23 protein-coding genes are annotated in these 23,808 nt (G+C 62.1%); 16 read left to right on the top strand and 7 right to left on the bottom strand.

Annotated elements, in window-relative coordinates:
- Positions 1–45 precede the first annotated feature (45 nt).
- The 4 genes from P353_RS22715 to P353_RS22700 are packed head-to-tail and all read left to right on the top strand — an operon-like array spanning position 46 to position 3,019.
- Positions 46–1,047, top strand: a complete 1,002-nt coding sequence (locus P353_RS22715; RefSeq protein WP_034374806.1) for a KpsF/GutQ family sugar-phosphate isomerase — start codon at positions 46–48, stop codon at positions 1,045–1,047.
- The gene (locus P353_RS22710; protein ID WP_034374804.1) at positions 1,047–1,607 is read left to right on the top strand and encodes a KdsC family phosphatase; all 561 of its coding nucleotides are present in this window, start codon (positions 1,047–1,049) and stop codon (positions 1,605–1,607) included. The genes P353_RS22715 and P353_RS22710 overlap by 1 nt, the downstream gene beginning before the upstream one ends.
- Positions 1,604–2,224 carry an LPS export ABC transporter periplasmic protein LptC gene (gene lptC, locus P353_RS22705; protein ID WP_034374802.1) on the top strand — a complete coding sequence of 207 codons (621 nt, stop codon included), beginning with the start codon at positions 1,604–1,606 and terminating at the stop codon, positions 2,222–2,224. The genes P353_RS22710 and lptC overlap by 4 nt, the downstream gene beginning before the upstream one ends.
- A gap of 3 nt (positions 2,225–2,227) precedes the next feature.
- Positions 2,228–3,019 (top strand): SDR family oxidoreductase, encoded by a 792-nt coding sequence (locus tag P353_RS22700; protein WP_034374800.1) that lies wholly within the window; start codon positions 2,228–2,230, stop codon positions 3,017–3,019.
- A gap of 97 nt (positions 3,020–3,116) precedes the next feature.
- On the opposite strand, the gene P353_RS22695 is transcribed toward P353_RS22700, so the two are convergent.
- Together P353_RS22695 and P353_RS22690 are read right to left on the bottom strand one after the other, a co-directional pair.
- Complete coding sequence (locus P353_RS22695; RefSeq protein WP_034374798.1) at positions 3,117–3,608, bottom strand: RNA recognition motif domain-containing protein; 492 nt, start codon at positions 3,606–3,608, stop codon at positions 3,117–3,119.
- Between the two features lie 242 nt (positions 3,609–3,850).
- Positions 3,851–4,246, bottom strand: a complete 396-nt coding sequence (locus tag P353_RS22690) for an RNA recognition motif domain-containing protein (RefSeq protein ID WP_034374796.1) — start codon at positions 4,244–4,246, stop codon at positions 3,851–3,853.
- A 494-nt stretch (positions 4,247–4,740) separates the two neighbouring features.
- Between P353_RS22690 and P353_RS22685 the strand changes: the two genes are divergently transcribed.
- The 6 genes from P353_RS22685 (at position 4,741) to P353_RS22660 (ending at position 11,783) form a co-directional block, all read left to right on the top strand.
- Positions 4,741–5,310: a TMEM165/GDT1 family protein gene (locus P353_RS22685; protein WP_034374794.1), complete on the top strand. Its 570-nt coding sequence runs from the start codon at positions 4,741–4,743 to the stop codon at positions 5,308–5,310.
- Positions 5,311–5,527: 217 nt separating this feature from the next.
- Positions 5,528–6,757 carry a homoserine O-acetyltransferase MetX gene (gene metX, locus P353_RS22680; RefSeq protein WP_034374793.1) on the top strand — a complete coding sequence of 410 codons (1,230 nt, stop codon included), beginning with the start codon at positions 5,528–5,530 and terminating at the stop codon, positions 6,755–6,757.
- Complete coding sequence (metW, locus tag P353_RS22675) at positions 6,754–7,338, top strand: methionine biosynthesis protein MetW (protein ID WP_034374790.1); 585 nt, start codon at positions 6,754–6,756, stop codon at positions 7,336–7,338. The genes metX and metW overlap by 4 nt, the downstream gene beginning before the upstream one ends.
- 303 nt (positions 7,339–7,641) lie before the next feature.
- Complete coding sequence (locus P353_RS22670) at positions 7,642–9,126, top strand: methyl-accepting chemotaxis protein (RefSeq protein ID WP_034375175.1); 1,485 nt, start codon at positions 7,642–7,644, stop codon at positions 9,124–9,126.
- Between the two features lie 118 nt (positions 9,127–9,244).
- The gene (locus P353_RS22665) at positions 9,245–10,738 is read left to right on the top strand and encodes a M20 family metallopeptidase (protein ID WP_034374788.1); all 1,494 of its coding nucleotides are present in this window, start codon (positions 9,245–9,247) and stop codon (positions 10,736–10,738) included.
- Positions 10,739–10,907: 169 nt separating this feature from the next.
- Positions 10,908–11,783 (top strand): alpha/beta hydrolase, encoded by an 876-nt coding sequence (locus P353_RS22660; protein ID WP_034374786.1) that lies wholly within the window; start codon positions 10,908–10,910, stop codon positions 11,781–11,783.
- A 3-nt stretch (positions 11,784–11,786) separates the two neighbouring features.
- On the opposite strand, the gene P353_RS22655 is transcribed toward P353_RS22660, so the two are convergent.
- The 3 genes from P353_RS22655 to P353_RS22645 all read right to left on the bottom strand — a co-directional run bounded on the left by P353_RS22655 (position 11,787) and on the right by P353_RS22645 (position 14,540).
- Positions 11,787–12,521: an SOS response-associated peptidase gene (locus P353_RS22655; RefSeq protein WP_034374784.1), complete on the bottom strand. Its 735-nt coding sequence runs from the start codon at positions 12,519–12,521 to the stop codon at positions 11,787–11,789.
- A 4-nt stretch (positions 12,522–12,525) separates the two neighbouring features.
- Positions 12,526–13,266 carry a 16S rRNA (uracil(1498)-N(3))-methyltransferase gene (locus tag P353_RS22650; RefSeq protein WP_034374782.1) on the bottom strand — a complete coding sequence of 247 codons (741 nt, stop codon included), beginning with the start codon at positions 13,264–13,266 and terminating at the stop codon, positions 12,526–12,528.
- A 167-nt stretch (positions 13,267–13,433) separates the two neighbouring features.
- On the bottom strand, positions 13,434–14,540 hold the full coding sequence (locus P353_RS22645) for an aminoglycoside phosphotransferase family protein (protein WP_034374780.1): 1,107 nt from the start codon (positions 14,538–14,540) through the stop codon (positions 13,434–13,436).
- A 243-nt stretch (positions 14,541–14,783) separates the two neighbouring features.
- On the opposite strand from P353_RS22645, the gene P353_RS22640 reads away from it, so the two are divergent.
- The 3 genes from P353_RS22640 to rsmA all read left to right on the top strand — a co-directional run bounded on the left by P353_RS22640 (position 14,784) and on the right by rsmA (position 19,435).
- Positions 14,784–17,129 (top strand): LPS-assembly protein LptD, encoded by a 2,346-nt coding sequence (locus P353_RS22640; RefSeq protein WP_232776842.1) that lies wholly within the window; start codon positions 14,784–14,786, stop codon positions 17,127–17,129.
- Positions 17,130–17,143: 14 nt separating this feature from the next.
- The gene (locus tag P353_RS22635; RefSeq protein WP_034374776.1) at positions 17,144–18,571 is read left to right on the top strand and encodes a peptidylprolyl isomerase; all 1,428 of its coding nucleotides are present in this window, start codon (positions 17,144–17,146) and stop codon (positions 18,569–18,571) included.
- 102 nt (positions 18,572–18,673) lie between these two features.
- Positions 18,674–19,435 (top strand): 16S rRNA (adenine(1518)-N(6)/adenine(1519)-N(6))-dimethyltransferase RsmA, encoded by a 762-nt coding sequence (gene rsmA / locus P353_RS22630; RefSeq protein WP_003072305.1) that lies wholly within the window; start codon positions 18,674–18,676, stop codon positions 19,433–19,435.
- Positions 19,436–19,497: 62 nt separating this feature from the next.
- On the opposite strand, the gene P353_RS22625 is transcribed toward rsmA, so the two are convergent.
- A complete protein-coding gene (locus P353_RS22625) occupies positions 19,498–20,853 on the bottom strand; it encodes an aspartate aminotransferase family protein (RefSeq protein ID WP_034374774.1) in 1,356 nt (451 codons plus the stop codon).
- A gap of 349 nt (positions 20,854–21,202) precedes the next feature.
- A complete protein-coding gene (locus tag P353_RS22620) occupies positions 21,203–21,457 on the bottom strand; it encodes a DUF2061 domain-containing protein (RefSeq protein WP_034374773.1) in 255 nt (84 codons plus the stop codon).
- 197 nt (positions 21,458–21,654) lie between these two features.
- Between P353_RS22620 and P353_RS22615 the strand changes: the two genes are divergently transcribed.
- From P353_RS22615 to P353_RS22605, 3 genes are all read left to right on the top strand, one after another.
- A complete protein-coding gene (locus tag P353_RS22615; RefSeq protein WP_034374771.1) occupies positions 21,655–22,167 on the top strand; it encodes a GNAT family N-acetyltransferase in 513 nt (170 codons plus the stop codon).
- 26 nt (positions 22,168–22,193) lie between these two features.
- Entirely contained in the window at positions 22,194–22,751 is a 558-nt protein-coding gene (locus P353_RS22610; protein WP_003066904.1) for an NUDIX hydrolase, read from the top strand.
- Positions 22,752–22,897: 146 nt separating this feature from the next.
- Positions 22,898–23,794: a DMT family transporter gene (locus tag P353_RS22605; protein WP_034374769.1), complete on the top strand. Its 897-nt coding sequence runs from the start codon at positions 22,898–22,900 to the stop codon at positions 23,792–23,794.
- The last annotated feature ends 14 nt before the right edge of the window (positions 23,795–23,808 follow it).

The following is a 23,808-nucleotide window of genomic DNA, read 5'->3' as shown; positions in this document are numbered from 1 at the left end:
ATGTTGCCCGCTGCCCGGCAAGCATGGGCTGGCTAAAATCCGGGCATGAATTCTGATGCTGCCAATTCGCGTCTGATCGACGCACCGCGAGCTTTGAGCCTGGCCCGCGAGGCCCTGGATATAGAGGCCGCTGCCCTGCGTGCGATGTCGGCGCGCCTCAATGGTGCATTCACGGCGGTGGTTCAGCGCATTTTGCAGCTGCCGGGCCGTGTGGTGGTCATGGGCATGGGCAAAAGCGGGCATGTGGGCCGAAAGGTGGCCGCGACGCTCGCGTCCACAGGGACCCCCTCCTTTTTCGTGCACCCCGCAGAAGCCAGTCATGGAGATCTGGGCATGCTGACGCAGGACGACCTGGTGCTGGCCCTGTCCAATAGCGGCGAGACCGATGAGCTGACCGGCGTGCTGCCCGCCATCAAGCGCATGGGCGTGCCCTTGGTGGCCGTGACCGGTGGTCTGCAATCGACACTGGCCAAGCATGCAGACTGGGTGCTGGACACCCATGTCGACAAGGAAGCCTGCCCCTTGAACCTGGCACCCACTGCCAGCACCACGGCTCAGCTGGCCATGGGAGATGCGCTGGCCGTGGCCTTGCTCGATGCGCGGGGCTTTGGTGCCGAGGATTTTGCTCGCTCGCATCCCGGAGGAGCTCTGGGTCGACGCCTGCTGACCCATGTGCGCGATGTGATGCGTCGTGGTGTCGATGTGCCCCAGGTTGTCCAGGATGTGAGTAGCGTGGACCTGATGCGCGAAATGAGTGCCAAGGGCCTGGGCTGCTCCGCTGTGGTCAACGCATCCGGTGAGCTGGTGGGGATCTTTACCGATGGTGATTTGCGCCGCTGTGTGGAAGCAGGCGTGGATCTGCGCAGCCGCACGGCGCAGGACGTCATGCATGCCAGGCCTATGACGATCAAGCCTGATCTGCTGGCGGTTGCTGCGGCACGCATGATGGAAGAACATGGCATTACCGCAGTGTTGGTGGCCGATGACAACCAGCTCCTGCAGGGTGTGGTGCATATTCGCGATCTGATGCGTGCCAAGGTGATTTGATGAACCGACCTGCTCTGACACCCCGCCAGCAATGGGACCCACAGCTGTTGCTCAAGGCCCAGGGAATTCGTGTGGCCTTCTTCGATGTGGATGGCGTCCTGACCGACGGCGGCCTTTACTTCTCGGGCGAGGGTGAGGTCCTCAAGCGATTCCATACGCTGGATGGTCATGGCCTGAAAATGTTGCAAAAGGCCGGCATCACGCCGGCCGTGGTGACGGGGCGAGACTCCGCGCCGCTGCGTTTGCGCTTGAAGCAACTGGGCATTGAACATGCGCGCTTTGGCACGGAGGACAAAGTGCCGGCTGCCGAGTCCATCCTGGCTGAACTGGGTCTGCAATGGCCGCAGGCCGCCGCCATGGGAGACGACTGGCCCGATCTTCCCGTCATGCGTCGCAGCCACTTTTCCTGCGCACCCGCCAATGCCCATGACGAGGCATTGCATGTGGCGGACTGGGTCAGTGCCAAGAATGGCGGAGAGGGGGCGGTGCGGCAGTTCTGCGATCTGCTCCTGGCCGCCAATGGTGCTTATGCGGCGCTGCTTTCGGGGTATGGCTCATGAGTGGGCAATGGCGCCGTGTGGGCGACAAGGCCTCGATGTACCTCCCCGTGCTCATCATGGGCCTGCTGGCACTGGGCACCTGGTGGCTGGTGCGCAATGCTCCCAAGCCGATTGTCAGTGGCGCGGAGAAGGCCGTGCGGCACGATCCGGACTATTTCCTCAAAGACTTCGTCATCAAGAATTTCGAAGCATCGGGCCGCCTCAAAAATCGGCTGAATGGCACGACAGGTGAGCACTTTCCCGATACCGATACGCTGGAAGTCTACGACGCACGCATGCTGAGCTTCACGCCTGATGGACGCAAGACTGTGGGTAGCTCCAACCGGGCATTGAGCAATGGCGATGGCTCGGAAATCCAGATGTTCGGCCAGGCCGTCATTCAGCGCGAGCCGCTACCTGCAACTGCAACCCAGAAGGCTTTGCCTGTCATGCGGCTGGAGAGCGAATTCCTGCAAATCTGGCCCAATGACGAGCGCGTCAGCACCAACAAGTCTGTGGTCATGATCCGTGGCAATGACAGATTTACAGGTGACAGCATGCAGTACGCGCACCTTGATCAGATTCTGCAGATGCAGGGACGGGTCAAAGGCGTCATCCAGCCTAGCCAGAAGCCATAAGCCATGGCAGGACATGGGGCCGGACTCGTCTACATCACCGGTGCCTCCAGCGGCATAGGTCAGGCCCTGGCCTGGCACTACTACCAGCTGGGCTGGTCGATCGCCTTGGTGGCAAGACGCACCACAGTCATGGAGCAGTGGGCGCAGTCCATGCGAATGGATGCATCCCGCTACGCCGTTTATGGCGCGGATGTCACGGACATCGACAGCATCTGCGGTGCTGCGAAGGCCTGTCTTGAGCGCCAGGGCCTGCCCGATGTTGTTATAGCCAACGCGGGTGTCAGCTGGGGCGTGGATACCTCCTTGCGCGAGGATCTTGAGGTCATGCAGCAGGTGCTGGCCAGCAACACCATGGGGCTGGCTGCAAGCTTCCAGCCGTTTATTGCTCCCATGGTGCGACGCGGCTCCGGGCGTCTGGTGGGTATTTGCAGTGTGGCCGGTATTCGCGGCTTGCCCGGCCATGCCGCATATTCGGCCAGTAAAGCGGCAGCTATTGCTTACTGTGAGAGTCTGCGCGTTGAGTTGCAGAAATCCGGGGTCTCTGTGACCAGTTTATTGCCTGGCTATGTGGACACTCCGTTGACGAAGAATAATCCGTATGCCATGCCTTTTCTGCTCTCGCCCGAGGAGTTCGCAAGGCGTGCCTTTCGGGTTATCGAGCGCAAAGCCAGATATGCGATTATTCCCTGGCAGATGAGGATTGTCGGCAGCGTAATGCGGATGCTGCCTGCTTATCTATGGGATAGATTGACTCTGGGGAAAACCAGAAAGCCCAGACATCTAAAAAAGGATTGAGTGGAAGACATTGGGAAAATGACTATGCATTTGAATGTCTTCAAAAATAAATAAAGGCACGTTATCGTGCCTTTATTGCTGAGCTGCTAAAGGAAGCTCATTCGCCGTGGTTATTGCCACCACCGTAGCCGCCGCGACCACCGTGGCGTGGGCCTGAGCCATAGGGGCTGCGGAAGCCGCCTTCGCCGCGACCACCACCGCCATAGCCGCCGCCGCTATCACCGCGACCATAGCCGCCACCTTCACTGCGGCCACCGTAACCGCCATCGCGATTACCGCCGCCAAAACCGCCTTCATTGCGGAAGCCGCCTCCATAACCGCCGGTGCGAGGGGGGCGAGGTTCCATGGGGCGTGCCTCATTCACGACGAGGCTGCGACCCCCGAGGGGCTGACCATTCATGCCTTGAATGGCAGCTTGTGCTTCTGCTTCGCTGGCCATTTCCACAAAACCAAAGCCTTTGGAGCGGCCGGTGTCTCGTTCCATCATGACGCGTGCACTTGCTACGGCTCCAAACTGGCCGAACGCCTGCTCAAGATCGTTGTCACGCACACCATAGGGAAGGTTGCCGACATACAGCTTATTGCCCATTAATAACTCCTAGCTCCTCAATGCTTCAAGGGCGCGATCGAATTCAGGGTGGCCGTCGCATATTCATGGGAAAACATGCAAAGAAATCCTGAACACCTATTCGCTTGTGAACGGGAAATGCCCCGAGAAAGGAATTATGACGGAGAACAAGGAAAAAAATAAATGCTCGAAAACCGCGTTGCTAACGTTTAGCAACAAAAAAAGGATCCGAAGATCCTTTTTTTGTTATTGGCAATAACTGATTAGTAGCTATTGCGACGACCGTAGCCGCCGCCATCGCCGCGGCCGCCGCCGAAGCCGCCGCCATCGCCACGGCCACCGCCGAAGCCGCCGCCTTCACGGCCGCCACCGAAGCCACCGCCAAAGCCGCCGGAACGGGGAGGACGGGGCTCCATGGGACGTGCTTCGTTCACGACCAGGTCACGGCCGCCACGGTTTTGGCCGTGCAGGCCTTGGATAGCGGCTTGTGCTTCGGCATCGCTGCCCATTTCCACAAAGCCAAAGCCCTTGGAACGGCCGGTGTCGCGCTCCATCATCACCTTGGCGCTGTTCACAGTGCCGAATTCGCTGAAGCTGTCTTGCAGATCTTGGTCGCGGAAGGAATAAGGCAGATTGCCTACGTAAAGCTTGTTGCCCATGCTGGACTCCTGAAAAAACTTGAAAACGCGATGGAGCCCTAGGGAGTCAGCCTTGGATGACAACATTAGAGACGCTAACGCACTTGCCCCGTCCAGAAATTGCTTTCCAGACAAAGACTCAAGCATTATGAGTCACAAGAGAAGCCGTAGTATTACGAAAAGATCAAATTTCGTGCTTGTAACAACATTGTCCTGATGGGAGTTACCCTGAAATACAAAATTTTGAATATCCAAATACGCAGATGCCTTACAGGGTTAAGCATGTAGAATGACGGCTACTTTCTTTGGGGAGTAGGCCGTTCGGCAGTCATCTGCCGGATGCATGCGTCAACAGACTTGGGTCCTCGTGATCTATGGCGCATGCGGCACAGCGTGCAATGCGTGGTGCGACCGGTCGAGACCATTGATTACGTACCGAGAAAACCTATGAAGAGATAGGCCGGAGTCGGTGCGTGATCAATGCGTTCTGGCAACTCCGGCCGTCTATCCCCATCATGGAAGCCTTTCTCATATCCACCTCCATCGTCGCCCTGGCCGAGATGGGGGACAAGACCCAACTGCTGTCATTGGTACTGGCAGCCAAGTTCCGCAAACCCCTGCCCATCGTGGCCGGCATTTTTGTCGCGACGCTGGTCAACCATGCTCTGGCCGGCGCCGTGGGCAACTGGATCACCACGATGCTAGGTCCCGACGTGCTGCGCTGGATCTTGGGGATTTCATTCATCCTCATGGCGGGCTGGATGCTGATTCCCGACAAGTTAGACGATGACGATACCGGCAATGGCGCCGGGCGTTGGGGTGTATTTGGTACGACGCTGATGCTGTTCTTCCTGGCCGAGATGGGGGACAAGACCCAACTGGCCACGGTGGGTCTGGCCGCCAAGTACCCTCTGTCGTATTACTGGGTGGTGGCAGGCACCACGCTGGGCATGATGCTGGCCAATGCGCCGGTGGTGTGGTTTGGCGAGAAGATCACCAAGAAGCTGCCGATCAAGACGATTCACCGTGTGTGCGCCGTGATCTTCCTGGTGCTGGGTGTGGCGGCGCTCCTGACCAAGGTGTGAAACTACCAAAAGCATAGCTATTTGAACAAGGCTCAAAAGGCTTGGACAGCCTTGACAGGCTCCTTTTGAGTTCGGTGCAATGAATGCAGTACACTGTATTTTTCACGCGCCGATTTGCCAAAGCTTGCGGGCGCTTTATAAATCCAGCTAAAGACCCGTCCGCGAAGTGACAGTACACCGACCCGGCCTCGTTTTTAGCGATGCCGGGTTTTTTCATATGTCCTTCATCGCGACACCTCAGTTCATGCATTTTGATGAGCCGCTGCCCTTGCAAAGCGGTGGCTCCATCGCCGACTACGACCTTGCCTTCGAGACCTATGGCCAGCTCAATGCCGACAAGAGCAATGCCATCGTGGTCTGTCATGCGCTCAATGCCTCCCACCATGTAGCCGGCAGCTACGAGGGCCAGCCCAAGAGCGAAGGCTGGTGGGACAACATGATCGGCCCGGGCAAGCCCGTCGATACTGACAAATTCTTTGTCATCGGCATCAACAATCTGGGCTCCTGCTTCGGCTCCACCGGCCCCATGCACACCAACTCGGCTACGGGCAAGCCCTATGGTGCGGATTTTCCCGTGGTGACGGTGGAGGACTGGGTGGATGCGCAGGCCCGCCTGCTGGACCGCCTGGGCATCGGGAGGCTCGCCGCCGTGCTGGGCGGCAGCCTGGGCGGCATGCAGGCCCTGTCCTGGTCGCTGCGCTATCCCGAGCGCATGCGCCATGCCGTGGTGGTGGCCAGCGCGCCGAATCTGAACGCCGAGAACATCGCCTTCAACGAGGTGGCGCGTCGCGCCATCGTCACCGACCCGGATTTCAACGGCGGCCATTTCTACGAGCATGGCGTGGTGCCCGCGCGCGGCCTGCGCATCGCGCGCATGATCGGTCACATCACCTATCTGAGCGATGACGTGATGAACCAGAAGTTCGGCCGCACTCTCAGGGCCCCCACGCTGCCCGCTGCACATGGTTCGCTGCCCCCAGAGGGGGCTGACCCGACTCGGGGCGGCCCAGCGTCGGATCGGCGCGATTACCTGTACAGCACACAGGATGTGGAGTTCCAGATCGAGAGCTATCTGCGCTACCAGGGCGAGAAGTTCAGCGGCTACTTTGACGCAAACACCTATCTGCTCATCACCCGCGCCCTGGACTATTTCGATCCGGCCCGCTCCCATGATGGCGATCTGACCCGGGCGCTGGCCGTGGCCAAGGCCAGGTTCTTGCTGGTGAGCTTCACGACGGACTGGCGCTTTGCCCCGGCGCGCAGCCGAGAGATCGTCAAGTCGCTGCTGGAGAACAACCGCGACGTCAGCTATGCCGAGATCGACGCCCCCCATGGCCATGATGCGTTTTTGCTTGATGACCCACGCTATATGGGCGTGATGCGCTCCTATTTTGAAGGCATTGCCAAAGAACTGAACACCGCCGAGCGCGCAGGAGACACCGCATGACCGAGTTGACCACCATGAAAGCCATTGCCCAGTTGGTGCCCAAGGGCGCACGCGTGCTGGACCTGGGTTGCGGCGACGGCGCGCTGCTCGAGCACCTGGTGCGAGAGCGCGGATGTACGGGCTATGGCGTAGAGCTGGACGACGCCAATGTACTGGCCTGCACGCGCCGCGGCGTGAACGTGCTGCAGCTCAATCTGGAGGACGGACTGGCCATCTTCGGCGACAACAGCTTCGATGTGGTGCTGCAGATCGACACGTTGCAGCATTTGCGCAATGCCGAGGTGATGCTGCAGGAGACGGCCCGCATCGGCAAGCAAGGCGTGGTTGCCTTTCCCAACTTTGCACATTGGCAAAATCGCTTCTCCGTGCTGCGCGGGCGCATGCCGGTCACGCGTCGCCTGCCCTATCAGTGGTATGACACACCGAATATCCGGGTGGGCACCTACAAGGACTTCGAGGTGCTGGCCACCAAGAACCGCTTGCGCATTCGCGACTCCTTCGGTCTGCAAAACGGTCAGGTGGTGAGAAGCTTGCCCAATCTGTTGGCGACAACGGCCGTGTTCCACTTCGAGCATGCCTGATTGCTGCTATTGAAACTGTAGCTAATTGCGATTCATGGACAATGAATTGGATATTGATTCACATTGAATTCATTGTCTGATAAGAGTCGGCAGCTCTTAAATTTGAGAGGGTGGCACTCCTGAGGCAAAGCGGTGCTACTGCTGCCGCCGCAAAGCAAAAATGTAAGCATCTGATTCATAATCAACCGCTTATTTCTTTTTGATCTGAATCAATGCACCGAAGCTTCGGCCGGTGCGCGCCTTGCCATGCGTTTTAGTTCCCGTCTCATTTTTTGCTCGGCTGCGCCTGCAGCCTTGTTTGTTTTGGCGCTGCTCAGCAGCCAGTGGGGGCTGACTCGCACACAGTCCGATTTCAACGACTACCTGAGGAACAACCAGGCCGTGGTGGCGCAGTTGCAGGAGCTGTATGCCCAGGGTCTGCAATCGGGCCAGGCACTGCGCAATATCGTGATGGATCCGTCGGACGGGCAGGCCGTGCAGAACCTGGGCAATGCCCGTCGGGCCTATGACGCGGCCTATGACGATCTGAGCCGGCGCGTGCAGGGCACGGCCATGGAAGTCGCCGTCAAGAGCTTGCAGGCCTTGCGCCAGGCCCAGTCCGAAGCGCAGGACCAGATCGTGACTCTGGCGGCCGAGGACTATGACACCGCTGCCGCCGCGCTCAAGACCCGGGAAACCCCGGCTTGGCGCAAGCTGCGCGAAGCCGTGCTGCAACAGCTCAAGGCGGCCCGCGATGCGGCCGAGGCATCGCATGCGGCCACTCGTGCCAGCGCCCAGCGCATGCAGCTGTGGTCGGGTCTGCTGGCCCTGCTGGCCGTGGCCATCTCGGCCGCGCTGCTCTGGGTGATGGTGCGCACGCTGCGCAGCGAGCTGGGCGGAGACCCTGCCGATGCGCGCAAGGCGTTGCGCCGTGTGGCGGATGGAGATCTCAGCAATACCGGTCACAACATGGCGGCACGGGGCCTGATGGCCGATCTGCAAACCATGCGCGGTGCGCTGCGCGAACTGGTTCAGCGCGTGCACGGCGCATCGGTGCAGATGCAACATGCATCCAGCGAGATTGCCCAGGGCAATGCCGACCTGTCTGCCCGCACCGAAAGCCAGGCCAGCGCGCTGGAGGAAACGGCGGCCAGCATGGAGCAGCTCAACGCCACCGTGCGCCAGAACGCCGACAGTGCCCAGACGGCCAATCAGTTGGCGCAGAACGCCTCGCAAGTGGCCCGGCAGGGCGGTGCCGTGGTGGCGCGCGTTGTACAGACCATGCAGGACATCAACACCAGCAGCTCGCGCATTGCCGACATCATCGGCGTCATAGACGCCATCGCCTTCCAGACCAATATCCTGGCACTGAACGCGGCCGTGGAGGCTGCACGCGCCGGTGAACAGGGCCGAGGCTTTGCGGTGGTGGCCAGCGAGGTGCGCGCCCTGGCGGGGCGCAGCGCCGATGCGGCCAAGGAAATCAAGACGTTGATCACTGCCAGCGTGGAACGCGTGGCAGACGGCAGTGCGCTGGCCGACCAGGCAGGCCACACCATGGACGAGATCGTCACTGCCATTCACCGCGTGACGGACATCATGGGCGAGATCAGCTCAGCGAGTAACGAGCAGAGCGCAGGTGTGGCCCAGGTCGGCGAGGCTGTCATGCAGATGGACCAGGCCACGCAGCAAAACGCTGCCCTGGTGGAGGAAAGCGCAGCCGCTGCCGAGGGGCTGCGCCAACAGGCCGAAAGCCTGCTGAAAGAGGTTTCCCGCTTCCAATTGGAGCGCGGGGCGCTGGCATTGCACTAAACCCTGATCCGCCATGTCAATGCCTGCAGCACAGGCACAGGCACCGGCATTGGCGCACAATCACGGGCATGGCGCGAGCCCGTCATGGCTCGTAGCCCCGTCACTGAAGGAGCCGACCATGAACGCACGTACTCCCACCAATCTGCTGCAGCCACAGGATGCGCTGCAGCACATCACCGAGCAGTGGGACCAGAGCATCGTCCCCGAGCTGACGAACTACATCACCATCCCTGCCAAGTCGCCCATGTTTGCCCCCGACTGGGAGCAGCAAGGCCACATCGCCACCGTACTGCGCAACGCTGCGGCCTGGGTGGAAGCGCAAAAAGTGGCGGGGCTGAAGCTGGAAGTGATTCAGCAGCCGGGTCGCACGCCGGTCATCTTCTTCGAGGTGGAAGGCACGGCCGAGAAGGCCTCGACCAGCCCCACGGTGCTGATGTACGGCCACCTCGACAAGCAGCCCGAGTTCGAAGGCTGGCGCAGCGATCTGGGCCCCTGGACGCCCAAATACGAGGACGGCAAGCTCTATGGCCGTGGTGGAGCCGATGACGGCTATGCGGTCTATGCCAGCGTGGCGGCGATTCAGGAGCTCAAGCGCCAGAACGTGCCTCACCCCCGCATTGTGGCCATCATCGAGACCTGCGAGGAAAGCGGCTCGGCCGATCTGCTGCCTTATGTGGACGCCTTGCGCCCGCGTCTGGGCGATGTGGGCCTGGTGATCTGTCTGGACAGCGGCGCCGGCAACTACGACCAGCTGTGGCTGACCACCAGCCTGCGCGGCATGGCCAGCGGCACGCTCAAGGTGCAGATCCTCACCGAGGGCGTGCACTCGGGCGATGCCTCGGGTGTGGTGCCCTCGTCCTTTCGCATCATGCGACAGGTGCTGGATCGTCTCGAGGACAGCAAGAACGGCCGCGTGCTGCCGCAGAGCTTTCACTGCGAGGTGCCGGTCGAGCGCATGGCGCAGATCCGCGCCACGGCAGACATACTGGGCGAGGATGCCTATGCGCGCTTTCCCTGGGCGCATTACGACTGCGGTGGCTCGGCCCGTGTGTCCCTGCCCACGACCACCGATCCCGTCCAGGCTCTGGTGCGCCGCACCTGGGAGCCCACGCTGAGCGTGACCGGTGTGGAGGGCATGCCCAATCTGCAAAATGCCGGCAATGTGCTGCGCCCTTACACGGCCTTCAAGCTCAGCCTGCGCCTGCCGCCGCTGGTCGATGCCGCAGCCTGCGTGCAGGAGATGAAGGCCCTGCTGGAGGACAACGCGCCCTATGAGGCCAAGGTGACCTGGGAAGGCCTGTCCAGCTCCAGCGGCTGGAATGCGCCGGGCATGGACGGCTGGTTCGAGAATGCGCTCAATGCCGCCAGCCAGGCCCACTTTGGCGCCGGTTGCGGCTATATCGGTCAAGGCGGCACGATTCCGCTGATGAACATGCTGAGCAAGGGCTTTCCCAAGGCGCAGATGATGGTCTGCGGCGTGCTCGGCCCCAAGAGCAATGCCCACGGTCCCAACGAGTTCCTCCATGTGCCCTATGCCAAGAAGCTCACGGCTTCGGTGGCCGAGGTGATCGCCGCCATGGCCCGCCATCAGACGGAGCCGGCGCAGGCCTGACGGAAGCATCGAGAAGACAGCCGCTGGCGCTTGTACCCAAAGCGTCTGGCGCTATCGTCCTTGATGGCACCATGGCCGGTTTCCGTGGTCGGACCGGGGACTGCCACGGTTGACGCGCGCTGGTGGCGGCTGCATCCTGCAAGCTCTTGCCAGCCTGAAGAGATCGTGCATGACGCCCACCGATTCCACTACCCATCCGCCCCGGCTGCTGCATATGGCCGCATCGGACGCCACCCAGCTTGCGCTGCGCGACTGGCCGCTGGCGCCGGGCGTCAAGCCCCGTGCCCAGGTGCTGCTGGTTCATGGCCTGGGCGAGCACAGCGGCCGCTATGCCGCGCTGGCGCAGCGGCTCAACAACCTCGGCTTTGCGGTGCGGGCCTATGACCAGTACGGCCACGGCCTGTCGGGCGGACCCCAGGGCGGCCTGACCAGCGATATGCGCTTGCTCGACGATCTGGCGGTGGTGCTGGATGCCACGCGTGCCGCCATGCCCAAGCATCAGCCTCTGGTGCTGCTGGGCCATAGCCTGGGTGGGCTGGTGGCTGCAGATTTTGTCGCTTCGGGCCTGCGTCATGTGGATGGGCTGGTGCTGTCCTCTCCGGCGCTGGCCCTGCATCTTTCGGCGGTGCAAAAGGCGCTGGTGGCGAGCTTGCCCAGACTGCTGCCCAATCTGCGCGTGGCCAATGGCGTGCAGTCCGCCCATCTCTCGCATGATCCCGAAGTGGCGCTGGCCTATGACGCCGATGCGCTGCAGCACCGGCGCATCAGCGCCCGGCTGGCGCGCTATATGGCCGAGGGCGGCCGCCATGTGCTGTCCAAGGCGCCGGCCTGGTGCGTGCCCACGCTGCTGCTATGGGCGGGCGAGGACAAGCTGGTCAACCCGGCCGGCAGCGCCGCCTTTGCCGCCCAGGCGCCACGCGATCTGGTGCAGTCCCAGTGCTTTGAGACGGCCTATCACGAGATCTTCAACGAGAGCCCTGAACTTGCCGCGCCAGTATTTGCGCGGCTCGAGCAGTGGCTGGACCAGCGCTTTCCTGCGGCTTAAAGATCACAGCAGGGGCGGTGGCTGCTTGCGGCCTTTTTCCACCGGGTTGGCACGCAGCTTTTCCGCAGGGTAGGGGCGCAGAAACTCCTTGGCCTTGTTCACCTTGGCATTGAGCCAGGCGTCGTATGCGCCTTCGTTGAGGATGGCGGGCATGGCCTTGTCGTTGCCGGGCTGGCCGTAGCGGTTCATCAGCGCATGGGCATTGGCATTGATGGTGATGAGGGCGTAGCTGACGATGACCTCGCCGTCCTCACCGACCCAGCGCGCCCAGACGCCGGCGGCGCCCATGGGCTGGTTGTCCACGCGGGTGATGCGGGTGGGCAGAGGCTTGCCGGGGCGCAGGTCGTCGACCTGAAAGGCCTGCATGGGCACGATGCAGCGCTGGCCTGCCAGCCAGGCATCGCGAAACGCCGTTCCCGTGGTCAGATTGTCTATTTTTGCGGTCACCAGCTTGAGCGCGCGCAGGCGGCCGTCAGACGCGGATTTGACCCAGTGCGGCACCAGGCCGAAGCTGGCGGGCACCAGCACTCGCTCCACTGGCAGCGCGGGTGCTCCTTCTTCGGGAGCTGCAAACGTACGTCCCAAAAGCGCTGCAGAGGATTCTGCAGCTGCATTGATGATGATGAGACCCATGCGCCGCGGGGTCAGTACAGCCTCGGGCAGAGACTCGGGAGCCTCCACGCGAAAGTTCGACAGATAAAACTCGGGCTTGGCCAGAGAGAGGTGACAGCTGCTCATTGATTTACTCCAGGGCCAGCAGGGAAAGGGTGGCAACAGATGCCGTTTCGGCGCGCAGCACGCGGGAGCCGAGGCTGGCAGGCTTCCAGCCCTGCTCCAGCGCCCAGTCTTCTTCTTGTGCGGTCAGTCCGCCTTCAGGGCCGTGCAGCACCCAGACGGCATGCGCATTGCCCGCAGCGGTGCGCAGCGGCTGATTGCCCTCGCGCAGCGACAGCACCAGACGCGCTGCATCGGCCGCAGGCGCCTGCTTGCTGCGCAGCCAGTCGGCCAGCGACAGTGGGGCATGAATCACGGGTACCTGGTTGCGCCCGCATTGCTCGCAGGCCGAGACGGCAATCGATTGCCAGCGCTCGATCTTCTTGTCGGCGCGCTCGCCCTTGAGCTTGAGCACGCTGCGAGCCGCCATCACGGGCTGGATGCTGGCAACGCCCAGCTCGGTGGCTTTTTCCACCAGCCAGTCCATGCGCTCGTTGGCGGGCATGCCCACCACCAGATGCACGGCACGTGCGGCTTCGCGTTCGGCGGGGCTGTGGCTGTCCACGCGCACGCCTACATCGCTGCGGCCCATGCGGGTGATGGTTGCCTGGAACTCGCCGCCGGTAAAACCGTTGCCGGTCTGGCCCTCAAACAGGGTGATGATGTCGCCGGGCTGGTGGCGCAGCACCTGTACATGGCGGGTGGCACCTGCAGGCAGGTCCAGCTCGTCGCCGATGTGCAGTGGAATAGGGCAGTGATAGCGCGGCATAGGGGAAATTGATATTTGTTACTTGTGGTTAGAGCTGCTTCGCAGCCTTTAAAACTGGCGCACTCTAATCAGGGGCACCGCGCAAGGGCCGCCCCGCCGCGCCGGTGCCGTCCCCCTCCGCGAAGCGAGAGAGAGGGGGAAGCCGCAAGCGGCTCAGGGGGGTGTATCTACATTCTTCCGTAGGCGTAACCGACCTGCGTCTGGATACCCTCGATCTCGTCGATCAATTTGAGGAACGGGCCCAGCGCGCGGTAGCGGTTGCAGGTGGAGCGGATGTAGTGGATGAAACGAGGTGCATCGGCCAGATACTTGGGCTTGCCGTCGCGCAGCGTCAGGCGCGCAAAGATACCCGCAACCTTGAGGTGGCGCTGCAGACCCATCCATTCAACCCCACGGTAGAACTCGCCGAAGTCATCACCCCAGCCGCTGGCGCTGTTGGCGCCCACCAGACCGGCCTTGCGGGCCTTTTCCCAGTAACGGATGGTGATGTCGATGATGAAGTCCTCTTCCCAGCTGATGAAGGCATCTCGCAGCAGGCTGGCGATGTCATAGGTGATGGGGCCGTAGACGGCATCCTGGAAGTCCAGCACGCCCAGCGGCGCGCCGCTGGACACAGGTTGCATCAGGTTGCGCATCATGAAGTCACGGTGCACATAGACGCTGGGGGCTTGCAGATTGTGGGCGACGATCTGATCGAAGGTCTTGCCGAGCAGGGCCTGCTGCTTGTCGTCCAGCGTGAACTGGCGGTGCTTGGCGATGTACCAGTCGGGAAACAGCTGCAACTCGCGGCGCAGCAGGGCTTCGTCATAGAGAGGCAAGCTGCCGGTATTGCCGGCCTTGGAGGCCAGTTGCCAGTCCAGCAGCACCTCGATGGCCGAGCGGTACCAGGCTTCGGCATCCTGGGGTTTTTCGGGGTTCAGGGCCTCGATGACGGTCTGGCCGCCCAGGTCGCTCAGCAGCATGAAGCCGTGACCGGCGTCCCAGTCCAGAATCTGCGGCACGCACAGGCCGGCTTGGTTCATCAGGCTCTGAACCTTGGCAAAAGGCGCGCAGTCTTCCTTGTCGGGCGGCGCGTCCATGACGATCAGGCTGCTGCCATCGCTGCGATCCAGGCGCAGATAGCGGCGAAAGCTCGCATCGGCCGAAGCGGGGCGCAGGGTTGCGGGAAGCAGCTGGTGCTTTTGAGCCAGCGGTGCCAGCCAGGCGTCGAACGCGGCGTGGCGGGCAGAATCTGCCCAGGCAACGCCAACTGTGGGGGTGATAGGAGCGGTCATGGATAATCGGATTTTACAAACCGATGCCGCCGCATCTGTGGACAGTGGTGCTAGGCTCTCGGTTTTCTGTTGACGTGTGCCTGGGCACGCGCGCTTTTGACGTTCAAGATCATCGTGCAATCCCCATCCCATCCGCGAGATTTCCTACCTGCCTGCCCTGCCCGCTCGACGCGTGCGGGGGCTGCTCGGCCGGTGATTCGTCCTCTGGCATGGGCTGTGGCACTGGCATGGGCGGGTGCTGGCATGCAGGCCTATGCCCAGTCGGCTGAAACGACAGCATCGTCCTCCTCCAACGTTGCGGGCGAGTTGCCCGCGCTGCAACTCAAGTCAAGCAGTCTGTTGCAGGAGAGCTATCCTCAGGAAGTGCGCGACCAGCAGCCCATCTATATCAAGGGTGACAGCCTGTCCGGCCAGCCCGATATCAAGGCCTCGGTCCATGGCGAGGCCGAGCTGCGCCGCGGCGACACCATGATCCGGGCGGACAAACTCGACTATGCGGTGCCGGACGACAGGATCAACGCCGTGGGCTCGGTCCACATCAACCAGGCAGGCAATGTCTACGAGGGCTCGACGCTGGACCTGCAGATGGATGCCTTCAAGGGCCAGTTCGACAATGCCAACTATCGCTTTCTGGCCACGGGCGGCCATGGCGAGTCCTCGCGCGTGGACTTTATCGACAAGGATCGTTCGGTCGTCCATGACGCCACCTACACCACCTGCCAGCGTGATGACGAGGCCAGCTGGGAGCCGGCTTGGGTGCTTGAGGCCAAGACCATTCATCTGGACATGGCCGAAGAGGTGGGGGTGGCCGAGGGTGCGTCCCTGAAGTTCAAGGGCGTGACTGTCTTGCCCGTGCCGCGCATGAGCTTTCCGCTCTCGGACAAGCGCAAATCGGGCCTGCTGCCGCCCATGATAGGCATGGACAAGCTCGGCGGCATCGAGTACTCGCAGCCCTATTACTGGAATATCGCTCCCAATCGCGATATGACCATCACGCCCACGCTGATGACCAAGCGCGGCGTGAACCTGACGGGGCAGTTCCGCTATCTGGAGCCCAGCTACTCGGGCGAGACCTATGCCAGCTACATGCCGGGCGACAATCTGCGCAACCGGGATCGTTGGGGCTATTCCTGGCAGCATCGAACGAACTTCGACACGCCGATTGGCGGTCTGGGGCTGAACCTCAACCTGAACCGCGTCAGCGACGGTGACTACTGGCGTGACTTCCGCCTGGCGCCCGTGGCGTTGCGCCAGCGCCTGCTGCCCAGCACGGCCAATCTGAGCTGGGCCAAGGGCGATGGGGTGCTGAGCCTCAATGTGCTGCGCTATCAGGTGCAGCAGGATGTGACTTCGCCGATTGCGCCGCCCTACAGCATGGTGCCGCAGCTGCAGTACCGCTATACGCCGCTGGATCTGCCGCATGGGCTGGATTTCTCCGTGGTGGCCGACACCACGCGCTTCGAGCTGATTCGCCCCATCACGGGTCAGGTGGGCAACAACGGCCAGCGCAGCTATGCCCAGGCGCAGCTGAGCCGGCCATTCCTGTCGCCCGGTGCCTTCATCACGCCCAAGCTGATGCTGCATACGGCCATGTATCAGACCGATCAGCTAATGAGCAACGGCAGCAAGAGCGCCAACCGCACTCTGCCCACCTTCAGCCTGGACAGCGGCCTGATCTTCGAGCGCGACACCTCGTGGTTCGGCAAGAGTCTGCTGCAGACCTTCGAGCCACGGGCCTTCTATACCTATACGCCTTATCGCGACCAGAGCATGCTGCCGCTCTATGACACGGGGCGCAGCGACTTCAACTTCGCGAGTATTTTTTCCGAGAACGACTATGTCGGTCAGGACCGCATTGCCGACAACCATCTGGTGACCCTGGGCGCGACTTCGCGCTTCATCGACCCCGAAAGCGGCGCCGAGAAGCTCAAGTTCGCTGTGGCCCAGCGCGTGCGCCTGTCCGATCAGCGCGTGCTGCTGCCCGGAGAGGTGGCCGCCACCAGCAAGCTTTCCGACATCTTGCTGGGCGCGGCCTTCAACTGGACCGACAAGTGGTCTCTGGAAGGCACGACCCAGTACAACAAGGACTTGAACCGCACGGTCCGTACCACGGCCACGGCGCGTTACAGCCCGGGCAACTATCGAACCTTCAACATCGGCTACCGCACGCAGCTGGATACGGTCACCAAGAAGCCGTCCAGCGAGCTGGTGGATGTGGGCTGGCAATGGCCCATCAACGACCTCTGGGGTGACAAGGGCAAGGATCTGGGCGCTGGTCGCGGTCAGGGCGGCGGCCGCTGGTATGCCGTGGGCCGCCTCAACTACTCTATCAAGGACAACAAGCTGGTGGATACCGTGGTCGGCTTCGAATACGACGGTTGCTGCTGGATTGGCCGAGTGGTGCTGGAGCGTCTGCAAAGCTCGGTCATCCAGTCCAATCTGCGTCTGCTGTTCCAGATGGAGTTCGTGGGCTTCTCGCGCCTGAGCTTTGGTGCCGACCCCACCACCAGTCTCAAGCAGAATGTGCCGCGCTACCAATATTTGCGTGAGGCGGTGACTCCGCCCAGCCGCTTTACCAATTACGATTAATCAAGGCTTTTTTCATGCGTTTTTTCTCCAAGACATCCAATGCATGTGCTGTTGCCGTGGCACTGGCTGTAATGGCTGCCGGTGTGCAGGCCCAGGGCCTGAAGAGCCCCGGCAGCAAGGCCAAGGCCGGTAGTGACTCCTCCGTCTCGCGCGCATTGGAGGCCACGGCACAGCCCTCGGGGCGCCAGGCTCCGGCAGCCGCGCAGGGAGTTCGCTCGGCCGACTACATCGTGGCCGTGGTCAATTCCGAGCCCATCACCAATAACGAAGTGCGTGCGCGCATGGAGCGCGTGGCGCAGAACCTGACCGAGCAGGGCGGTCAGCTACCCTCCCAGAGCGAGCTGGCCCGTCAGGTTCTGGAGCGCCTGATTGTCGAGCGCGTGCAGTTGCAGGAAGCCAAGGACACGGGCATCAACATTGACAACATGACGGTCGATCAGGCCGTGGCCAATGTGGCGCGCCAGAACAATACCGACAAGGCCGGTCTGCTGTCGCGCCTGAAGGCCGAAGGGATTTCCGAAGCGCAGTTCCGTTCGGAGATCCGCAACCAGATGCTGATGCAGCGCGTGCGCGAGCGTGATGTGGATGGCCGCGTCAAGGTCACGGAAGCCGACATCGATCGCTATCTCAAAGAGCAGAAGCGCCCCGGAGATGCGGCGGCGGGTGCTGCGGCCAATCTGGGCCATATCCTGATCACCGTGCCGGAAAATGCCAGCCCTGCCGTGGTGGCGGAGCGCGAAGCCAAGGCCAAGCAGGCGGCAGAAGCGGCGCGCAAGAACCCCGACTTCATCGCTGCCGTGCGTGAGTTCTCGGATGTGCCCAATGGCCAGGGTGGCGGCGCCATGGGCATGCGCCCCATGAGCGATTACCCCGAGCTGTTTTCTCAGCAGGTGGGCAATGCGGCAGTAGGCGCCATCGTCGGTCCGTTTCGTTCGGGCGCTGGTTTCCACGTGCTCAAGGTGCTGGAAAAATCTCAGGCAGGAGCACCTGTATACATCACGCAGAACCATGCACGCCATATTCTGCTGACCGTAGGCAATGGCATGACCGAAGCGCAGGCGGCCAAGCGTCTGGAGGACTACAAGCGTCGCGTGGAATCCGGTCAGGCCACCTTCCAGCAACTGGCGCAGGAGTTCTCCAAGGACGGCAGCGCGCGCAATGGCGGTGATCTGGGCTGGTCCTCGCCCGGCCAGTTCGTGCCCGAGTTCGAACGCGTGCTCGACAACCTGCAGCCGGGCCAGGTCAGCAACCCCGTGGTGTCGCGTTTCGGCGTGCACCTGATCCAGCTGATCGAGCGCCGCCAGGAAAAGCTCACCGAACGCGAGCAGCGCGAGATGGTGCGCAACGTGGTGCGCGAGCGCAAGGCCGAGCAGGACTACGAAACCTGGCTCAAGGAGCTGCGTGGCAAGGCCTTTGTGGAATACCGCGAGCCACCCCAATAAGCCCATTCAATCCGCTTGAAGTGCCCGGTAATGTCATCATTGCGCACCGGGCATCGGAGCTCCCCCCATTCCAAGCGGTGCCCTGGCACCGCTTTCGCATTCATGAAACATATTCCCCGCAAGCGCTTTGGCCAGAACTTTCTGACCGACGGCGCCATCATTGACAACATCGTCCAGGCCATTGATCCCAAGGCGGGCGAACCCATGGTCGAGATCGGCCCTGGTCTGATGGCGCTGTCGCAGCCCCTGGTCGAGCGCCTGGGCAAGCTCACCGTGATCGAGCTGGACCGCGACCTGGCGGCCCGTCTGCGTCTGCGCGACGATCTCGACGTGGTCGAGTCCGATGTGCTCAAGGTGGACTTCCGTGCACTGGCCGCACGTCTGGGTGTGGCCAAGCTGCGCGTGGTCGGCAACCTGCCCTACAACATCTCCAGCCCCATTCTTTTCCATCTGCTGGAGCAGGTGGATGTGGTGCAGGATCAGCACTTCATGCTGCAAAAGGAAGTCATCGACCGCATGGTGGCCGATGCCGGCACCTCGGCCTACGGCCGTCTGTCGGTGATGCTGCAGTGGCGCTACGCCATGGAAGATGTGCTGTTCGTGCCGCCTGGCAGCTTCAATCCGCCTCCCAAGGTGGACAGCGCCGTGGTGCGCATGATTCCGCGCGAGCAGCCTGCGGATCTCGATCCCAAGCTGCTGGAAGAGCTGGTGCAGGTCGCTTTCAGCCAGCGCCGCAAGATCTTGCGTAACACCCTTGGCAAGTGGCTGGAAGCCAAGGGCTTTGCAGGCGAGTTCGATCTGCAGCGCCGCGCGGAAGAAGTGCCGGTCGCCGAATTCGAAGCCCTGGCGGCACAGCTTTCCTGAATTGAGATAAGAATGCTTCAATCGCTTGCTGAGTAAGTGATTGAAGCTACTGATTTGATAGTTCAGTCAATGGCCTGCAGCGCATCGCCCAGTACGTTGATCAGCCGCTCGATCTCGGCCTGCTCGCTGATGAAGGGCGGTGCCAGCTGAATCGTGTCGCCGCCGTAGCGCACATAAAAGCCAGCCTCCCAGCATTTCATGGCGATCTCGTAAGGGCGCCTGGCGGGCTCGCCGGGCAGGGGCGCAATCGTGAGGCCTGCCGCCAGGCCGATATTGCGGATGTCCAGCACATGCCTGACGCTCTTGAGGCTGTGCACGGCCTGCTCGAAGAAGGGGGCCAGCGCGCGCACGCGGCCCGGGCCGTCTTCGCGCTCCAGCAGATCCAGTGCCGCAATGCCTGCCGCGCAGGCCACGGGATGGGCCGAATAGGTGTAGCCGTGGGCAAATTCCAGCATGTACTGTGGCCCGCCGGCCGCCATGAACTGGTCGTAGATGGCAGGCGAGACCACGCAGGCTCCCAGCGGCTGGGCGCCGTTGCTGACCTGCTTGGCGATATTCATGATGTCCGGCGTCACGCCAAAGGCCTCGGCCGCCGTCATCGCGCCGAGGCGGCCAAAGCCCGTGATGACCTCGTCGAAGATCAGCAGGATGTCGTGCTGGGTGCAGATCTCGCGTAAACGCTGCAGATAGCCGGCGGGCGGAATCACCACCCCGCCCGAGCCTGACATGGGCTCCACGATCACGGCGGCGATATTGCTGGCGTCATGCAGGGCGATCAGATCGAGCAGCCGGTCTGCCAGGGCGCGTCCGTCGGTCTGGGGCTGGCCCTTGAAGAACGAACCAGGTGGTGGCTGGGTGTGCGGCAGATGGTCGGCCTCGATCCCTTGGCCGAACATCTTGCGGTTGCCCCCCATGCCGCCCACCGAGATACCGCCGAAGTTCACGCCGTGATAGCCCTTTTCGCGCCCGATCAGCCGGGTCTTGCTGCCCTGGCCCCTGGCGCGCCAGTAGGCGCGCGCCATCTTCAGCGAGGTGTCGGCCGCTTCCGAGCCCGAGCCGGTGAAGAACACATGCTCAAGTCCCTGGGGCATCAGTGCCACGATGCGGTTGGCCAGCGCGAACGAAGCCGGGTGGCCGAACTGGAAGGCGGGAGCGTAATCGAGCTGCAGCGCGGCCTGTCCAATGGCCTCGGCGATCTCGCGGCGGCCATGGCCCAGCCCCGAGCACCACAGGCCCGAGAGGCCGTCGAAAATGCGCCGGCCATCGGCATCGCTGTAGTAGGCGCCCTGTGCGCCGGTGATGATGCGGGGCCTGGCCTTGAAGTTGCGATTGCCGGTAAACGGCATCCAGTGGGCGCTCAGCCATTGCTCGTCGTGGCGGTTGAGGTCTGCGGATGTCTGGCGGTCTGCAAGCTGCATGGGAACTCCTTGGATTCCCGGCCATTGTTGGCCTTGAGCCCGGTTTGGCAAATAGCCGCAAACCCATGGGCGCGAGGCTGAATTGGCATGCTCTGCATGACTTATCCACAGGATCCTCTGGTGTTGGAGGGCTGGGCTCGAATGGTTTTCTGGCGCAAGTGATCAGAAAATCAGACAGAGCCTGGAATATTCAAGATTTGCCAATGGCTTATGCAATGGTTTATGCAAAGGCTTGTACACATGATTTCTACAGATCGTGAAGATGGCCGTTGCAGTCGCCCAGCGTGGCCAGGGAGCGCAGCAGCCATTGCGCAAAAGTGGTGGGGTGGTCGACGGTCATAGGCGGCTCTCAGGCGCTCAGCGCTTGTCCCGCAATCGCTTGCTGCTCACGTTTTTTCAGGCGGCGCTCCCAGACTTTTTCATGGAAGAAGAAGGCAAAGGCCTGGACCGTGGGCTCCAGCAGGCTCAGCGTCAGCGAGGCAATCAGATTGCCGGTCACGGCATAGGCGACGCAGGCGGCCACGGTGATGTGGATCACGTAGTAGCTGGCAGTCTTGGTCAGCGTGAGCTGGTTTCGGCGCAATGTCTTTATCAAGCGTGTCATCTGTTTCTCCCTGAACGATGAATGAATGGTAGGGAGGGAGGCGATGAATTTCCAATTGAGAATCATTACTATTGCGATAGTGCCTACAGGCTGCTGCGAGATGAGCGGCTTGCTAAGCTGTGTGCTGGGTTTTGATTGAAATTGGCCGTCATTCCTTGCCTGATAAGCGTTGACAGCTATTGATTTGAGAGTTTTTGATGCCGGAGTCGATGCCAATCCAGCTGCGCGTGCTGGGCGTGGATGATGTGGATGCCTTGTTGCGCATACAGGAGCATTGCTATGGCGCGGACTTTGCCGAGCCGCGCGAGGTGTTCGTGCGCCGTTTGCGCACCGCCGGGCATTGTTCCTGGGCGGCCGAGCAAGGGGGCGAGCTGGTGGCCTATCTGGCAGCCTACTGGTCGCGCCCCGGGGCCATCACGCCGCTCAACGGCGACTTTGCCGAATATGACGACGCCAGCGTGCTCTATCTGCACGATATGGCCGTGTCCGAGGCTGCCGCCGGCCAGGGCCTGGCCGGACGCATGGTCCAGGCCCTGAAGGCCCAGGCCAGAGCGCGCGGCGTGCAGCGCACGGCACTGGTTTCGGTGCAGGGCTCACGGCTTTACTGGGAGCGTCAAGGCTATGCGGTCCAACCCGTGACAAATGCTGTGCAGCAACAACATTTGGACAGTTATGGCGAGGGCGCGCTCTATATGGTGGGATTTATCTGACACATCGTCGGGTTGGGACAAGGATAATGCCGGCCATGCCCAATCGCTGGAAACCCAATGTGACTGTCTCGGCCATCATCGAACGCGATGGCCGTTTTTTGCTGGTGGAAGAACAAACGGCGGATGGACTGCGTCTGAACACGCCGGCCGGTCATCTCGACCCTTCCGAAAGCCCTGTCGATGCCTGTGTGCGCGAGGTCATGGAAGAGACGGCCTACAGCTTCACGCCCACGGCCCTGGTCGGCATCTACATGAACCGCTTTGTGCGCACGCGCACGGGCTCGGACATCACCTATCTGCGCTTTGCCTTCACGGGCGATCTGGGCATGCACCATGCCCAGCGCCATCTGGACGACGGCATCGTGCGCAGCGTCTGGCTCTCGCTCGACGAGCTCAAGGCCACCGAGCATCTGCACCGCAGCCCCATCGTGTTGGAGTCGGTGGGCGATTATCTGGCCGGCCAGCGCTATGACATAGGCCTCATCCATGCCGATGCCAGCATCTACAAGGTGCCGCAGCTGACGCGCCCGGTACCTGAAGAGGCCGGTGCCACGCTGGACGATGTGCTGGTGCAGATTCACTGATTTCTGCGACGACTTACGCCAAATGGGCTCAGGCAAGACGACTGCCTCATGAGGCAGGCCGTCATTGCATTTTTGCTTGCGTGAGTCCTATCTGCATTCGGCAGTTGTGACTGGCATGCAGGCCGGGGCTGTGCACAATGCCCGGTATGTCTGTAGCCAGCCTGATCCGACTCATGACACTGTCCGCCCTGTGGGGCGGCAGTTTTTTATTCATGCGCGTGGCCGTACCCCATCTGGGGGCCGTGCCCACGGCCTTGGGGCGCGGCCTGTTTTCGGCGCTGGGCCTTGGCGCGGCGTTGTTTGCCATGGGCTACCGGCCCAGGCCGGGACGCTATCTGTGGCCCTTGCTGGGGCTGGGTGCCATCAATTCCGGCATCCCCTTTCTCATGTACGCGCTGGCGGCCCAGGTGCTGCCATCGGGCTATAGCGCCATCTTCAATGCCGCCACGCCACTGGTTGCTACCGTGGTGGGGGCGCTGGTGTTTGCCGAGGCGATCACGCCCGCGCGCGTGGCTGCCGTGGTGCTGGGGATTGGCGGCGTGGCGGTGCTGGCCCAGGCCGGGCCGCTGGATCTCAGCACAGCCGTGCTGGGCGGTATGGCGGCCTGTTTTGTGGCCACGGTCTGCTATGCGTTTTCCAGCTATCTGACGCTCAGGCTGGCGGGGGCCAATGCGTCCGTGGACACGCGTGCTGCCGTTTTCATCAGCCAGCTGGGCGCGCTGATGGTGCTGACGCCGGCGCTGCTCATCGACATGGCGCTGGAGCCCGGCATGCTGGCCAGGCTGCAGGCCGCGCCGCTGCTGGCATGGGGCAATGTGGCGCTGCTGGGCCTGCTGAGCACGGCTCTGGCCTATGTGCTGTATTTCCGGCTGATTGCCGATGAGGGGCCGCAAAAGGCGCTGACCGTGACCTTCATCGTGCCCGTGTTTGCCGTGCTCTGGGGCTGGGCCCTGCTCGATGAGTCCTTGACTGCAGCTCATGCCATGGGGGGCGGGCTGATTGCGCTGTCGCTCTGGCTGGTGCTGCGTCCCAAGGCGGATTGAGCCGGCGCGAGCGG

It is taken from the genome of Comamonas testosteroni (assembly GCF_000761245.1).
Taxonomy (GTDB): domain Bacteria; phylum Pseudomonadota; class Gammaproteobacteria; order Burkholderiales; family Burkholderiaceae_C; genus Comamonas; species Comamonas testosteroni_C.
This window is presented reverse-complemented; position numbering and strand designations above follow the sequence as displayed.